The sequence below is a fragment of the Sorangium aterium genome, assembly GCF_028368935.1.
Lineage (GTDB): Bacteria > Myxococcota_A > Polyangia > Polyangiales > Polyangiaceae > Sorangium > Sorangium atrum.
In genome coordinates this window covers 2,447,014-2,461,780 of record NZ_JAQNDK010000002.1, presented here as the reverse complement: position 1 = coordinate 2,461,780, position 14,767 = coordinate 2,447,014, and the positions used below count along the sequence as shown (strand labels likewise).

12 protein-coding genes are annotated in these 14,767 nt (G+C 70.7%); 8 read left to right on the top strand and 4 right to left on the bottom strand.

The window, feature by feature from the left end:
• Nucleotides 1-113: 113 nt before the first annotated feature.
• The 5 genes from POL72_RS24235 to POL72_RS24215 all read left to right on the top strand — a co-directional run bounded on the left by POL72_RS24235 (nucleotide 114) and on the right by POL72_RS24215 (nucleotide 5,641).
• Nucleotides 114-614: a chemotaxis protein CheW gene (locus tag POL72_RS24235; RefSeq protein ID WP_272097894.1), complete on the top strand. Its 501-nt coding sequence runs from the start codon at nucleotides 114-116 to the stop codon at nucleotides 612-614.
• Between the two features lie 155 nt (nucleotides 615-769).
• Complete coding sequence (locus tag POL72_RS24230; RefSeq protein ID WP_272097893.1) at nucleotides 770-1,123, top strand: response regulator; 354 nt, start codon at nucleotides 770-772, stop codon at nucleotides 1,121-1,123.
• 75 nt (nucleotides 1,124-1,198) lie between these two features.
• Nucleotides 1,199-1,780, top strand: a complete 582-nt coding sequence (locus POL72_RS24225) for a YfiR family protein (RefSeq protein ID WP_272097892.1) — start codon at nucleotides 1,199-1,201, stop codon at nucleotides 1,778-1,780.
• 137 nt (nucleotides 1,781-1,917) lie between these two features.
• Nucleotides 1,918-3,483 (top strand): methyl-accepting chemotaxis protein, encoded by a 1,566-nt coding sequence (locus POL72_RS24220; RefSeq protein WP_272097891.1) that lies wholly within the window; start codon nucleotides 1,918-1,920, stop codon nucleotides 3,481-3,483.
• Nucleotides 3,467-5,641 (top strand): hybrid sensor histidine kinase/response regulator, encoded by a 2,175-nt coding sequence (locus POL72_RS24215; RefSeq protein WP_272097890.1) that lies wholly within the window; start codon nucleotides 3,467-3,469, stop codon nucleotides 5,639-5,641. The genes POL72_RS24220 and POL72_RS24215 overlap by 17 nt, the downstream gene beginning before the upstream one ends.
• Nucleotides 5,642-5,671: 30 nt before the next feature.
• Here POL72_RS24215 and POL72_RS24210 read toward each other — a convergent pair whose 3' ends face one another.
• Complete coding sequence (locus POL72_RS24210) at nucleotides 5,672-6,466, bottom strand: hypothetical protein (RefSeq protein WP_272097889.1); 795 nt, start codon at nucleotides 6,464-6,466, stop codon at nucleotides 5,672-5,674.
• Between the two features lie 308 nt (nucleotides 6,467-6,774).
• Between POL72_RS24210 and POL72_RS24205 the strand changes: the two genes are divergently transcribed.
• The gene (locus POL72_RS24205) at nucleotides 6,775-7,470 is read left to right on the top strand and encodes a DUF4339 domain-containing protein (RefSeq protein WP_272097888.1); all 696 of its coding nucleotides are present in this window, start codon (nucleotides 6,775-6,777) and stop codon (nucleotides 7,468-7,470) included.
• 761 nt (nucleotides 7,471-8,231) lie between these two features.
• A complete protein-coding gene (locus tag POL72_RS24200) occupies nucleotides 8,232-9,683 on the top strand; it encodes a glucose/sorbosone family PQQ-dependent dehydrogenase (RefSeq protein ID WP_272097887.1) in 1,452 nt (483 codons plus the stop codon).
• 33 nt (nucleotides 9,684-9,716) lie between these two features.
• Here POL72_RS24200 and hcp read toward each other — a convergent pair whose 3' ends face one another.
• On the bottom strand, nucleotides 9,717-11,024 hold the full coding sequence (hcp, locus tag POL72_RS24195) for a hydroxylamine reductase (RefSeq protein ID WP_272097886.1): 1,308 nt from the start codon (nucleotides 11,022-11,024) through the stop codon (nucleotides 9,717-9,719).
• 325 nt (nucleotides 11,025-11,349) lie between these two features.
• Here hcp and POL72_RS24190 point away from each other — a divergent pair, with 325 nt between their 5' ends.
• A complete protein-coding gene (locus POL72_RS24190; RefSeq protein ID WP_272097885.1) occupies nucleotides 11,350-13,035 on the top strand; it encodes a CotH kinase family protein in 1,686 nt (561 codons plus the stop codon).
• 58 nt (nucleotides 13,036-13,093) lie between these two features.
• Here POL72_RS24190 and POL72_RS24185 read toward each other — a convergent pair whose 3' ends face one another.
• Nucleotides 13,094-13,516 (bottom strand): DoxX family protein, encoded by a 423-nt coding sequence (locus tag POL72_RS24185; protein ID WP_272097884.1) that lies wholly within the window; start codon nucleotides 13,514-13,516, stop codon nucleotides 13,094-13,096.
• A 97-nt stretch (nucleotides 13,517-13,613) separates the two neighbouring features.
• Complete coding sequence (locus tag POL72_RS24180; protein WP_272097883.1) at nucleotides 13,614-14,516, bottom strand: LysR family transcriptional regulator; 903 nt, start codon at nucleotides 14,514-14,516, stop codon at nucleotides 13,614-13,616.
• Between the last annotated feature and the right edge of the window lie 251 nt (nucleotides 14,517-14,767).

Genomic DNA, 14,767 nt, shown 5'->3' with positions numbered 1-14,767 from the left:
AGGAGCACACACGACAGCGACAGCAGAACCGACGTCAGAAATCTCCTGACACCGTGCAGCCCGATACGAATGCACCACCCCGGCGTCTGCCCTTGTGGTAAATCGAGGACACCTTGTCCGAAGCAATCAGCCAGGTTCACGATCTGCGCGACGACGCCCCGGACAAGGGCCTGCGCGAGAGGGCCGTTGTCGATTTCCTGCTCTTCGACATGGGCGCGGTGACCTTCGCGCTCAGGGCGCAGCAGGTCGAAGAGGTGATCGCGTGGCGCGCCCCCTTGCCGCTGCCGCGCGCCGACCCCCGGGTGATGGGCATCCTCCAGGACCGGGGGAGGATCATCGTGATCCTGTCGCCCGCCGTCGCGGAGCCGGCGGCTACCCCGCTCCGTATCGTCGTCTGCCGCGCTGCGCGCGGCTACCTGGGATTGCCCGCCGGCAAGACGCGGTGTGTCGCCGCGGTCGAGGTGTTCGGGGAGCCTGCGCCGAACGCCGTCGTCGACACCAGCGAGGGAGCGGTGACCTTCCTCGACGCAGCCCACCTTGTCGACGCTTCGGACGCTGCGCCTCGGCCCTCGGCGCCGACGCGCGAAGCTCAGGCCATCTGGTCGAACCCATGAGCGTTCCGAGCTCCCGATCGCCTGCGTCCAAACCCAGACCGCCGCTCGATTCGGCCGTCGAGGCGTCCCCGGCGAGCGGGGCCCCGCTGTCGCGGTCGCCGGCGAGCGCTCCGGCGAGCACGCCGACAACCGCGCCGACCAACGCGCCTGTGCTCGTGATCGACGACAGCGAGATCGCCCGAGAAGAGGTGTCTCGCGTGCTGCGCTCTGCCGGTTTTCAGGTGCTCGCGCTCCCCTCCCCCATCGGGGCGACGCAGGCCATCGTGCGGCACCAGGTGCGCGTCGTCGTCCTCGACGTCTTCATGCCCACCATCCGTGGGGACCGGCTGCTCACCCTGTTCCGGAAGAACCAGCGGCTCGGGCAGCTCAGCGTCATCCTGATGTCCGGACACTCCGAGCGGGAGCTCGAACAGCTGCAGCTGGAGGTCCAGGCGGACGCGGTCCTCTCGAAGCGCCACCTCGATCGTCTGCCGGCCCTGGTCAAGCGGCTCGCCGCCAAGGAACGTTGACGTGGGGTCCGCGGTCGCCTGATGCCACGCTTATCGAGGATCCGTCCGCGCTCCTACGAAGCTCGCCAGCGGAACATGGTATCTCCGATCTCGTCGATTCGAATGCTGATGGCCGCGGCGCTCCTCACGACCGTGAGCACCGAGAGCCGCTCTGCCGCCTCCGTCCCCTACGAGCTGCGAGGCGCCATCCTCCTGCGATCGATCGGCTACGAGAGCGGGTTCGCGAGCCGCGCGGGCACGGCCGTGCTCGCGGTCGTCGGGGCGGAGTCGGGCGCGAGCGCAGAGGACGCGAGCGCGATGGCGGCCGTGCTCTCCAGGCTGGCCGCGAAGACGACCGTGGCCAAGCGGCAGGCGTCGGTCCTGCGCGTGACGTACAGCGGAAGGGCCCAGCTGCAGGAGGCGCTCCGCGCCGCCGGCGCCGAGGTGGTCTATGTGGCGCGCGGGCTCGCCGCGGCCATCCCGGACATCCCGTCACGCGAGGGAGCCGTCGTCCGCATCGTCGTGTGCGGCGACGGCGACGACACGAAGCGCGGCTGCGCCGTCGCCGTGGGGCTCTCGGGCGCCAAGCCCGAGCTCCTGCTGAACGTGAAGCACGCCAACGCCGTCGGCCTCCGCTTCGACCCGCAGCTCCTCCGGCTCGCCCGCATCGTCGACTGAGGCCCTCGCGACGTCCGCCACCGGACACCGCGCATCGCCGCTCGCAACTTCACCGCTCACGGCTCACGACTCGCGATCTCCCATCTCCCAGCCAGCGCTTCTCGTTCCGCGTCCGCCATCGCCGTCCCTCACCCGCCATGCTCAACTTTCGCTCTATCCGCTGGAAGATCGCCGCCCTCGTCGCGTCGGTGGCCATCGTGCTGTCGGCGCTGGATCTGTGGCTGATCCCCGAGCACGCCGCGCGGGCGAGCGAGGCCGAGCTGCGCGAGCGCGCCGGGATCCTCGCCACCATGCTGAAGGAGCCCATCGGCGTGGCCATGGACCTCGAGCAGCCGCCGGAGACCTTCCCGGACACCCTGCGCACCGCGATGACCGATCCCCTGGTGAGCTGGGTGTCCGTCTACGACGCGAGGGGGCAGCGCATCGCCGCGATCGGCGCGGCGCAGGCGCCCGAGGGCGCGCGGGGCCGGGGCGACGCCGGCGTCGTCGTCAGCGAGGCCCCGATCCGGTCGCGGAACGGCGATCGCCAGCTCGGGACGCTGGCCGTCGGGCTGCGCAGCGACCGGATCGCCGAGCGCCGCGCCGACGCGCGCAAGACCATCGCCCTGCAATCGGCGGGGATCGCGCTGCTCGGCCTGGGCCTCGCCTGGGTCATCTCGGCGCGCATGACGCGCTCGATGGCGCACATCAAGGAGGCGGCGGACCGGATCGCCCGCGGCGACGTCTCGGCCCGGCTGTCCCTCAGGATCTCCGACGACGAGCTCGGGGACATGGCCAGCGCGTTCGAGCGGATGAACACCCAGCTGCGCGAGCTCCAGGAGACGGCCGCGCGGGTCGCTGGCGGCGACTTCACGTGCAAGATCACCGGCGACGGGGAGCTGTTCGCCGCGTTCCGCTCCATGGTGACGAGCCTCCAGGAGCTCGCCTCGCGGATTGGCAACACCTCGGCGGAGGTCGCGTCGGCCGCCGCCGGCATGTTCTCGTCGGTGCGCGAGCAGGAGACGAGCGCGAGCCAGCAGAACGCGGCGCTCGAGGAGATCCGGCGGACCGTCGAGGCCCTGACCGCCAGCGCGGATCACATCGCGAAGGACGCGACGACCGTGCACGAGATGGCGCAGCGGAGCCTCGTCAGCGTCCAGCACACCGCGGAGCAGACGCGCCTCGTCAGCTCCCACTCGGACCGCATCGGCGAGATCCTGTCCTTGATCCAGAGCATCGCCGACAAGTCGGACCTGCTCGCGCTCAACGCCGCGCTCGAGGGCACGAAGGCCGGCGAGGTGGGGCGCGGGTTCTCGCTCGTGGCCGCCGAGATGCGCCGCCTGTCCGAGCACGTCATGGACTCGGTGCGCGACATCCGGAAGCTCGTGGCGAACATGCACGCGGCCTCCCACGCGTCCGTGCTCGCGACCGAGGACGGGATCAAGCTGGCCCGCGACACGGCCGCGGCCGCCGCGCAGATCTCGGACGCGGTGGACCACCAGCGCGAGGGGACGGCGCGGGTCAAGACGGCGATCGTCGACATCGTCGGGGCGGTGAACGACGCGCTGACGAGCAGCGTGGCCGCGACGCGGTCGGCCGAGTCGCTGCTCCAGCTGTCGCACGTGCTCAAGACGACGGCGAAGGCCTTCCGGGTCAAGCCGCTGGGGGCGAGGGCCAGCAAGCCCGAAAGCGCGGAGGCGGACGCGGATGAGGAGCCGGGCTGATCTCGTCGCCGCGTTCCACCGGACCATGCCGGACCGCGTGGCCCAGGCGACCGACCTGTGGCTCGGCTACGAGCAGGGCCAGAGCGGCAACCTGCAGGTGCTGCGCCGGCTCCTGCACACGCTGAAGGGCGAAGCGCATATGCTGGAGCTCGCCGCGTGCGGCGACCTGGCCGAGCTGGCGGAGGACGTCATCGACGCGGTGCGGGGCGGCGCGCGCCCCACGCAGCTCACCGGCGACAGCCTCCTCGGCGCGCTGGAGGGGCTGGGGCTCCTGTCGGCGAGCCCCGGCGGCGACGCCGCGCCCGAGCTCGAGATCGTGAAGGAGACCCTCCGCGCGGCGCGCGCGGAGCTCGGCGGCAGCGGCTTGCCCGCCGGCGAGCTCGCGCCGCCGCTCGCGCCGCCGCCTGAGTCCGTGCACGAGAGCGTCCTGCCGCCGCGGCTGGACCCGCCCGACGCGCCGCCCGACCCCGCCCAGCCGACCGCCCGCGCGGCCCTCGACGTCGAGGCCGTCGGGGCGCTCTTGCAGGAGCTCCAGCGGCTCCACGGCGAGCGGGAGGTCATCCAGCGGCGCCTCCGCGAGTCCCAGCGCATGCTCCGCGCGCTGCTCGTCGAGATCGACCCCCGGGGCGCGCCGGACCGCTTTGCAGAGCGCATCGCGAAGACGCTCGGCTATGGTGCCGAGATCGAGCGCCTCCTGGGCGCCGTCCGGGCGGACTCGTCCAGCAACGAGTTCGCGGCAGGGCGCGCGCTCGGCGAGCTCGACGAGGTGGTCCGGAGGGCGTCGGTCGTGCGCACCGAGCGCCTGCTGAACCAGGTGTCGCTCGCCGCCCGGAGCGCCGCGCGCATGCTGGGCAAGGACGTCGAGGCGCGGGTCGAGGGGACGGGGCTGCTCGACGCGGCCGTGGAGCGCCGCCTCGAGCCGGCGCTGCTGCACCTCGTGCGCAACGCCATCGACCACGGGATCGAGCCGGCGGACGTCCGGGCGCGCCGCGGCAAGCCCGCGCGCGGGACGGTGGCGGTGACCGTGATCCAGACCGACGCCGCCGTGCGGATCGAGGTGAAGGACGACGGCGGCGGGGTCGACTTCGCCCGCCTGCGCGAGGTGCTCGCGCCCTCGGTCCCGGGCGCCTGGTCCCTCGACGACGCCGAGCTCATCCCGTACCTGTTCGCGCACGGGCTCACGACGAGCCGCAGCGTCGGCGCGATCTCGGGCCGGGGCGTCGGGCTCGACATCGTGGCGCGCGAGATCGGCGCGCTGGGCGGGCAGGTACGGGTCGACTCGAAGCCCGGCCTCGGCACGACCATCCTGCTCGTGGTGCCGAAGAACCTGCACGGCGAGGAGGTGGTCCCCATCTCCAGCGGGCGCTTCCGGTGCGCGGTGCCGACCCACGCCGTGCACTCGGTCGTGCTGCTGGAGGACGAGGAGCTCCTGCACACCCCCGACGGGCCGCGCGTGCGCCTGACCAGCGGCGCCGGCGCCGAGCTCGCGCCGCTGTACGCGCTCGGGGCGGTGCTCGGCGACGGAGGCCAGCCCGAGCCCGGGGACGCGGCGCTCGTGCTGCACCACGCCGCGGGCCTCTTCGCGGTGAGCGTGGGCGGCTACGAGAACCCCCGGCTGGTCGCGCTCGTGCGCTCCGAGGAGATGCCCGTCACCTCGCCGCTCGTGCGCGCGGTGGCGCCGACCGCGGACGGCGAGGCGATGCTGCTCCTCGACGTGGAGCGGCTGTTCGCGTACGCCCGGCAGGCGCCGCGGGAGGCGCCCTTCGCCGCCGCCGAGCAGAAGCGGGAGCCACTCGCGCTGGTCGTGGAGGACGCGCCCGTCGCGCGGGAGCTGCTCTGCGGCATCCTGCGGTCGCTCGGGCTGCGCGTCGAGGAGGCGACCGACGGGCGGGAGGGGCTCGCGCGGGCGCGGGCGGCGCCGCCCGACGTGGTGCTGACCGACCTGGAGATGCCCTACATGAGCGGCCTGGAGCTGGTGGCGGAGCTCAGGCGCTCGCCCGGGCTCGCCCGCGTGCCGGTCGTCGTGCTGACGACGGCGGCGCAGGAGCAGAGCGAGGCCGCGCTGCGCGGGCTCGGCGTGCGGGCGGTGCTGTCGAAGCAGCGGTTCGTCGAGGAGGAGCTGCGCCGGATCATCGCGGCCAGCCTGGGGGGCGCCTGACGACGCGCAGGTCGAGCGCCCCCGCGGCCGTCACTTCGCCGCGGGGGAGGCCCCCGGCAGCGCGACGGAGATCTCGACGCGCCCCGGAGGCAGCTTCGTCTCCCCGAGCGCGGCGGCCGCGGGGTCGTGCTCGGCGTGCCCGACCGCCGACAGCCGGGCCCCTGCCACCGAGCACTTGTCCTGGAGGGTCTGCGTGACGGTCGCCGCCCGGACCGCCGAGAGCTCCCACGGCGTCGGATAGGCGGCCTGCAAGGGCGCAGGGACCGAGGCCGGAGGACCGCTGACCGCGCCGACGCGCAGCGGCGCCTGGCCGCCGCCGCTCGCGGACAGCGCCCCCGACACCTGGCAGAGGAGGGCTTGCCCCTGCGGGCTCACGTCGACCGTGTTGGGGAGGAACACCGCGCTCTCCGAGAGCGCGACGAACGCCTGTCCCTCCGCGACCGCGACCGCCGCGACCCCTTTCTTGACGTGCTTGTCGAGCTTCCCCGCGAGCTCCGCCTTGATCTGCTCGACCCGATCGACGCCCGATTTCTTCGCGGCCTCGGTCTGCTGCCGCTCCGCCTCGCTCTTCTCGATCTGCGCCGTCTTCGCCTGGAGCTCCCCGCGCACCTGGCTCAGCGTCTGTTCGAGCTCTTTGCCCCTCTGGTTCGACTTCCGCTGCTCCTCCAGCAAGAGCACGTGAGCGCGGTGAAGCGGGACGTAATATGCCGCCACGAACGCCGCGGCCGCGACGAGGAGGAGCGCCGGCATCACGCGCATCCAGCGTCGGAAGCTGGACGATCCAGCGCTGTTGCCGGCCCCGATCGCCTCATCCGCGATGTTCATGACTGCCTCCATGCTCCGCCGCCATCGCCGGCGAGAATACCGGCATGGCGAGGATCCCGCCAGCGCCACGGGTCACAGCGTTACAGCTCACACCTCACTCATTGCAAAAATCCGCACCGTCTCGAAAGCACGCGGAGGCTCATGTCGGTGTGTACGGTGCGCGCGCGCCGTGGCATCCTCGCGGGCGCAAGGGAGGACTTTGTATGAAACCGCCGCCCCTTCCGGCCAGGCGCCCGGCGCCGCCCGTTCCGGCAACCGATGATCGCGAGAGTCTCTGGCATGTCGCGATCGCGCCTGACGACATCAAGGTGCTGACGTTGGACAAGCTCGACGACCTGTTCCGTCTCGACGTGATCGACGAGACGACGAAGATATGGCGCCCTGGGATGGCCGCCTGGCAGCCGCTCGGCGTCGTGGCGGGAATCGAGCCGACGCCGCCCGAGCCGGCGCAGGTCCAGGGTCCTCCGCCGAGCACGGCGCGTCGGGGCCCGCCTCCGCCGCCCCCGCGCGCCCCTGCGCGGCGGAACATGGACTCCGACCATCCGACGCCGGTGGCGTCGAACATGTCCTCCACGATGCCGCTCGGCGCCCCGATGTCGCTGGGCGACACGATGCCGCTCGGAGCGCTGGACGACAGCTCGCCCAACCTCGTGACACGGACCGAGGTGCAGGCGCCGCCCGCGGCGATGCTCGCGGCGTCTCGGCCCACCTCGCCGCCGTGGATGCCGGAGGTTCGGGAGCAGGTCTTGCTGAATGAGGTGTCCTACGCGGCGCCTCGCGCGCGCGAGACGGGCCGGGCGCAGCGCCTGACGCTGGCGCTGTCGGTCGTGGCGGGGCTGATCGTGACGCTCTACCGCAATGACGTCCTCCTCGACGCCGCGCGCTCCTCCGGGCATCAGGGTGAGTATCTGAAGATCGAGACCGCGCTCGGCGGGCCCGGCTTCGGGACCCCGCGCTCGATCGAGAAGCTCGGCGCGACCGCAGAGCAGGCGCCGGCGAAGTAACCCCCACCGAGATCCAGCGCTCCTTCGAGCGTCGCACGGCGCGCGGCATCGCGAGCGCGGCCGCGCTGCGACGTTCGGCCGCCTGCCGCAGCGACCCAGACACGAAGGCCGCCGAGGCGCAGGCGATGCCACGAGAGCGAGAAGGGCTCGCTCCTCGGCGCCCCGGAGGCTCATCTCCGGATGGTGGTCGCCCTTGCCGAGGACGATCACAGGGAGACGGGGAGGCGGGAGATTTACTAAGTTTTTCTCCCTGCCCCCCCGCCTCCCTATCCCAATTTGACCAGTCCCCGTCTTCGTCTCGCAAGAGCACCTCCGCAGCGCCACGCGCTGTCAGCGGAGGATCGCCGCAACGCAGGTCGCGCTTCGCCCTGGGACTTCGAGCCGACCGGAGCATCCATGTCTGCGCCAGGAACGACACAGTGGCTCGTCTGCGCACAATATCGTCCACCAGTATCGCAAATCAACGATGTCAGTGCAGACGAGCTCCAGATTTGCTATAGTAAAGACCTTACTCTAACCGGGGAGGGCACTACCGGACGTCATGCGATCCCCGGTTGCGTGCCGAAATTTGCCCAGCGCGTCCGCCACGCCGTGGCGCGGTGGGATCTGGCCAGCACCGACATTTGAAAATCACTTGAACAAGACAGGGAGGTGGTCCTATGTCGCCCTTTATCTCACGCAACCTGGCTGTCGTTCTGGCTCAAGTTGGTTTGCTTACCACGGCTTCTTGGAGCCTCACCGGATGTGATCAGGCGGGTCACGTGGACGAGCCGCTCGAATCCGATGCTCAGGCCATCGTCACCGAGGAGGCCGACGAGGCCGACGAGGCCGACGAGGCCGGTGATACCGAGGATCTCGGCGATGGCGACGAGGCGTGCTCCGGCGAGGAGCCGGCGTTCACCTCGCGCGAGATCGTACGGGATCTCTCGTTTCCGATGCGGATCGTCTGGGGGCCGGACGGCTACCTGTGGCTGACCGAGCGCACCGCGAAGCGGGTCGTGCGCGTGAGGCCGGAGGACGGCCTTCAGAAGACCGCTATCACCATCCCGGAGGCGTTCCAGTCGGGAGGTCAGGACGGGCTGCTGGCCCTGGCGCTGCACCCGGATCTGCTCAAGCACAAAGGGAAGGACTATGTGTACGTGTCCTTCACCTACAACGTCGCGGCAGATCCAGCGGTGGACCGCAGGACGAAGATCCGCCGCTACACGTACAACCGGGCGACCGAGACCCTCGGGAGCCCTGTCGACGTCATCACGGGCCTGCCGGGGAGCGACGATCACAACTCCGCGCGGCTCCTGTTCGGCCCCGATGGGAAGCTCTATTACACCATCGGGGATCAGGGGAACAATCAGTTCGCCAGGATGTGCAACCCGAACCGCGCGCAGGAGCTGCCCACGGCGGCCGAGGTCGCGGCGCACGACTGGTCGAAATACGTCGGCAAGATCCTGCGCTTGAACGTCGATGGCTCGATCCCGAAGGACAACCCGAAGATCGACGGGGTCCGCAGCCATATCTACTCGTACGGCCATCGCAACGCGCAGGGCCTCACGTTCGGCCGGGGCGACAAGCTCTACGCGAACGAGCACGGGCCGAAGAGCGACGACGAGCTGAACCTCATCCAGGCCGGCAAGAACTATGGCTGGCCGTACGTCGCCGGCTACAAGGACGACCAGGCGTACACGTACGACAACTGGTCGGCGTCGAGCCCGACGCCGTGCAACGAGCTCGCCTGGAGCGACTTCGCTCCTCCCCCGTCCGTGCCGCGGCAGCTGGAGAGCGCCTTCAGCCATCCGGACTTCAAGGAGCCGCTCCTCACCTTCTACACCGTCCCCAACGACTACGTCTTCTTCGACTGGGCGTGCGGGTTCAGCCAGTACATCTGCTGGCCGACGATCGCGCCCTCCTCGCTCCACTACTACCCTGCCGGGCACGGCATCCGCGGGTGGGGGAACTCTCTCCTGATGACCTCCCTCAAGAAGGGCGCTGTGTACCAGGTGAAGCTGAGCCCGAACGGGAAGTCCGTGGAGGGCGAGCCCGTCGTCCTCTTCCAGACCACGAACCGGTACCGCGATCTCGCGATGAGCCCGGATCGCAAGACCTTCTACATCATCACGGACACCACGGGGAACACGAGCGGGCCGACCGGCGGCGTCACGACGGTCCTGGACAACCCGGGGGCGATCCTCGAGTTCAAGTACACGACATCGCACTGAGCCAGCAGACGTCGGGCGCGGGCGCGCCCGCGCTCAGGCGCTCGCGGGCGCCCTGTGGAGCTGCAGCAGGTCCCTCGACGGCGCCCTGCCGGTCAGCCGGAGATCGTAGCGCTGCTGCAGGACCCGCAGCACGTTCGGCGAGAGGAACGCCGGCAGGCGCGGCCCGAGCACGATGCCCTTCACGCCCAGGCTGAGCAGGGTGAGGAGCACCGCCACCGCCTTCTGCTCGAGCCACGAGATCACCAGCGTGAGGGGCAGCTCGTTCACCCCGCAGCCGAGCGCCTGGGCGAGCGCGCCGGCCACGCGGAGGGCGCCGTAGGCGTCGTTGCACTGCCCCATGTCGAGCAGCCGCGGCAGCCCGAGGTGGGTGCCGTGGTCCTGGTTGCGAATACGGTACTTGCCGCAACCGAGCGTCAGAATGAACGAGTCCCGAGGCGTCTGCGCGGCGTAGTCCGTGAAGTAGCTGCGCGCCGCCTCGGGGCCGTCGCAGCCGCCGATCAGGAAGAACCGGCTGATCTTCCCGGCCTTCACCGCCTCCACGATGGCGCCCGCGTGCGCGAGGATCGCCTCGTGGTGGTAGCCTACCTCGGTCTCGCGGACGAAGTGGTCGGGCAGCGGCGGGCTCGCGAGGGCCGCCCGGATGACCTCGGAGAAGTCGCCGCCGCGCACGCGCCGGCCGCCGGGCACCGCGGTGACGCCGGAGGTGAACAGGCGATCGCGGTAAGCCTCCTTCGGGACGAGCACGCAGTTCGAGGTCATCAGGATCGGCCCCGAGAACGCCTGGAACTCGATCTTCTGGTGCTGCCACGCGGAGCCGTAGTGCCCGACGAGGTTCGGGTGGCGCGCGAGCTCCGGATACGCGTGCGCCGGCAGCATCTCGCCGTGGGTGTACACCCTCACGCCCGTCCCCTCGCACTGCCGGAGCAGCTCGGCGAGGTCCGAGAGATCGTGCCCCGAGACGAGGATCCCCGGGCCCGCCACGGTGCCTTCCCGGACCATCGCCGGCTGCGGCTCGCCGAAGCGCAGGCGGTGGCCCTCGTCGAGCAGCCTCATCACCAGGAGGTTCACCTGACCGCACTCCATGCAGAGCTCGAGGAGCGCCTCGGGGTCGAAGCTCACGTTGGTCAGCGTGGAGAAGAGCGCCTCCTCGAGGAAGCCGTTCACCCGCTCGTCGCGCATGCCGAGCTTTCGCGCGTGGTGCGCGTAGGCAGCGACGCCCTTCACGCCGTAGATCAAGAGCTCCTGGAGCGACTGCACGTCCTCGTCCTTGCCGCAGACGCCCGCCGTGGTGCACCCGGTCCCGTGGGATGCTTGCTCGCACTGGTTGCAGAACATGGTCATGATGGACCTCGAGGGTTGTGGGCCCACGCGCGCAGCGCAGGCGCCGGCCGGTGAGCGCGCGTGGCGGCAGCGCAGCCGCGCAGGGCGCGTCCTCGGCGGCCACGAGGTCAATCAACGTTCGTGCCGCCGGCTCGCACCGGATCCGGAGAGGCCAGAACGGGACGAGGCCGGGCTCTCCGGCGCTGCCCCGCGCCGGCCGACGCGCAATCACGGCGTAGGAGTGCAAACGGTGCGCGCGCCCGAAACGGATAGCGCGGCAGCCCTGTGTGTCAGTAGAATGGAGGATCCTTGAACTCTGAATGAGGTCGAAGTGGAAAATCATACCATGGTCAAACGAGGGCGCTTTGCCCGGTTTCACCGTTCCATCTCGCTCGCCCTGATCTCTCTGAGCGTCGCTTGCGGCCAGGCACCGGCTGGCGACGGCAACGGCAACGCGGCGCCGCCCCCGTCCCTGATCGGGGATGTGTCGTTCTCCACGCCCAGCCAGACGTTCAGGGATCAGATCCAGGTGGGCATGTCCACGGCGATCGAGGGGGCCGAGATCCGCTACACGCTGGACGGGCTGCTGCCGACAGCGTCCTCCACGTTGTACACGGGCGAGCCCGTGCCCCTCACCGCCACGACGCAGGTCCGCGCTCAGGCGTTCGTGGGAGGCGCCGCGACCGGCGCGGTGAGCACCGGCCTCTACATCGCGCGCACCATCGACGCGACGTCCGATATTCCCATCGTGATCGTGGACGGTTACGGCATGGGCAAGCCGACCGACAAGGAGGTCTACTTCGACGCGGCGGTGATGATCTGGGAGCCGGTCGACGGCGTGGCGTCGATCGCCTCGCTGCCCACGATGGCGATGCGCGGCGGGTATCACGTGCGCGGTCAATCGTCGCAGAGCTTCCCGCAAACGCCGTACAAGCTCGAGCTGTGGGACAACGACGACAAGGACCTCGACTACCCGGTGCTGGGCATGCCCGCCGACTCGGACTGGGCGCTGATCCCTCCCTACTACGACCGCACGTTGATCCGGAATCCATTCACGTTCACCCTGGGCCGCGACATGGGCCTCCAGGCGCCGCGCGTCGAGTTCGCCGAGGTCTATCTGAACTACGATGCGCGCGCCATCGGCGAGGCGGATTACCAGGGCATCTACTGGGTCTCGGAGACCATCAAGAACAACAAGGTCCGCACCGATCTCAAGGAGCTCAAGGAGACGGACCGGGGACTGCCGGACATCAGCGGCGGCTACATCTTCAAGTTCGACCAGGCGGCCGCCGAGGAGCCGAAGCTCGCCTGCACCGGCTCGGATCCGCTCCCGTCGTTCGGCGGGTTCGGCGGCCCCCGCCCCGACGAGGGCGGCACGTGCTGGATCGATCTCGAGGTCGTGGATCCCGATCCCCTGAACGACGAGCAGAAGACCTGGCTGACGCAGTACATCCAGGAGTTCCACGACAGCGTCCATCAGACGCCGATCGGTGATTACTCGTCGTACATCGACGTGCCGTCGTTCATCGACTACCTGATCATCAGCGAGCTGACGCTCAATGTGGACGCTTACGTGCGGAGCGCCTATTACTTCAAGGATCGCGATCAGAAGCTCAAGGCCGGCCCGCTGTGGGATTACAACTTCGCGCTCGGCGGCGTGGGCGCCCAGAGCGCGACGCCGCAATCGGGCGACGACACCGGCTGGCGCTTCAGCGGCACGAGAAACGTCAACAACTGGTATCAGAAGCTCACCGCGGATCCGAGCTTCATGGCGCAGGTGAAGGCGCGCTACACGGCGCTTCGCCAGACGCACCTGTCCGAGGCCGCGATCGAGCAGCGCATGAACAGGCTGAGCGCGCCGCTCTCGCAGGCCGTCGTCCGCGACTTCGCCAAGTGGCCTGTGTCGGACGTCATCGAGTCGAGCGAGGGCTTCCTCGGCGGCCCCACCGCGCCGACGTGGGAGGGGCAGCTGCAGGGCATGCGCGACTTCCTGCGGGCCCGACTCGCCTGGATGGATGCCAACCTGCCGTGACGCGGCGCGAGCGGCCGCGCAGATCGCGCGGCCCTCCTCGACCGTGCGCGACGAGCTGCTAGCTGCGCTGCAGCCGGCTCACGGCGAACGCGCCGTCGCCGAGGAAGGCCTGCGCGCCGAGCGCGATCATCAGGAAGGCGACGTACTCCCAGCCGCCCCCCTGGCCCGCGAACATCCAGCCGTTCGGCAGGTGCACGAGCAGCGCGCCGATCATCACCGGCAGGAGCAAGAGCGAGACCAGGCGCGTCCTGAGCCCGGCGAGGAGCGCCGCGCCGCCGAGCAGCTCGGCGAGGAACACCGGATACGCCGTCCAGCCCGGAAAGCCGCTCGCCGCGAAGAACGCGACGGTGCCCGGCAGCGTGTACACGAGCGGCTTGGCGAGCGCGTGCGCCAGGAACACGGCGCCCAGCCCGAGGCGCAACGTCAGCGCGGCCAGCTCGGCCGAGCGGGGAACGGAGAGGATCGTGTCGACACGGTTCATGGGTGATGCCTCCATGACCCGAGGAGTAAGCCCTGGCGCCGCGCCACGGTAGAGCGCGCCCGGGAACGAATTGTTCTCGGGGGAGAACGATCTGCCGTTACGCCCATGAGATCCCGCGGAACGCAGCCGCCAGGTGCTCGACGAGCCGCCGCACCCGCGCGGGCGGGCGCCGGCCGGCCGCGTGCACCGCGTAGATGCCCATGGGCCGGGGCGCGAACGCGTCGAGCAGCGTGACCAGGCGCCCGGCCGCGAGGTCCTCGTCGACCATGAAGCGCGGCAGCACCGCGAGGCCGATCCCGGACACGGCCGCCTCGCGGAGCGCCGTCCCGTTGCTCGCCGTCAGCGGGCCGGAGACGGGGACGGAGATGCGCCCGCCGGCCCCGTAGAAGCGCCACTCGTCCTCGACGCGCAGGTGGAGGTAGCGCAGGCAGTCGTGGCGCAGGAGATCTCCCGGCTGCTCGGGCCGCCCCCGCCGCTCGAGGTAGCCCGGCGCGCCGACCACGTGCAGCGCCGTCGTGGCGAGCTGGCGCGCGACGAGGCTCGAGTCCTTGAGCTTCGTGATCCGGATGGCCAGGTCGACGCGCTCCTCCACCAGGTCGACGAGCCGGTCGTTCAGCATGAGCTCGACGTGCGCGCCCGGGCTCGCCCGGAGGAACCGCGCGAGCGGCTCCGCCAGGTACATCTGCGCGAAGCTGACCGGCGCGTTGAGCCGGATGCGGCCCCGGTCGGCGTCGGACGCGCCCCGCACCGCGGCGGCGGCCTCCTCGAGCACGCGCGCGCAGCGCGAATAGAGGTTCATGCCGGCGTCCGTGACGGTGAGCTTGCGCGTGGTGCGCACGAGCAGGCGCTCGCCGAGGCGCTCCTCCAGGCGCGCGACCCGGGTGCTCACCATCGACTTCGACACCCCGAGCTCCGCCGCGGCCGCGGTGAACGAGCGGCGCTCCACGACGCGCGCGAAGCACAGCAGGGCGGGCAGATCGTCGAAGAGCGGGTCGACCATGCGCCCACTGTGCACGGCGGGGCGGATTGTTCGCAACGGCGAACATCCGGGGTCGGCGTCGCCCGCGGTCGCCCGGCGAACGCGGCGCCGTGTGGCGGACGGCCGGGGCCTCTTCGCGGAGCGCGATGCTCAGAGACCAGACGACAACGCCGTGACGCTCCCATGGCCGAGTGACGCGGTGCGCGACCGCCGTACGCCTAGCGCGCGGATCGGCACCCCGCTATAAACGAACAAACCACGAGAGAGGGGGT

Excerpts from the sequence above, each read along its gene's own strand:
- POL72_RS24185 (WP_272097884.1), bottom strand. The coding sequence starts at position 13,516 with ATGAACCGTGTCGACACGATCCTCTCCGTTCCCCGCTCGGCCGAGCTG.
- POL72_RS24225 (WP_272097892.1), top strand. The coding sequence starts at position 1,199 with ATGGTATCTCCGATCTCGTCGATTCGAATGCTGATGGCCGCGGCGCTC.
- POL72_RS24180 (WP_272097883.1), bottom strand. The coding sequence starts at position 14,516 with ATGGTCGACCCGCTCTTCGACGATCTGCCCGCCCTGCTGTGCTTCGCG.
- POL72_RS24210 (WP_272097889.1), bottom strand. The coding sequence starts at position 6,466 with ATGAACATCGCGGATGAGGCGATCGGGGCCGGCAACAGCGCTGGATCG.
- POL72_RS24190 (WP_272097885.1), top strand. The coding sequence starts at position 11,350 with ATGGTCAAACGAGGGCGCTTTGCCCGGTTTCACCGTTCCATCTCGCTC.
- hcp (WP_272097886.1), bottom strand. The coding sequence starts at position 11,024 with ATGACCATGTTCTGCAACCAGTGCGAGCAAGCATCCCACGGGACCGGG.
- POL72_RS24220 (WP_272097891.1), top strand. The coding sequence starts at position 1,918 with ATGCTCAACTTTCGCTCTATCCGCTGGAAGATCGCCGCCCTCGTCGCG.
- POL72_RS24215 (WP_272097890.1), top strand. The coding sequence starts at position 3,467 with ATGAGGAGCCGGGCTGATCTCGTCGCCGCGTTCCACCGGACCATGCCG.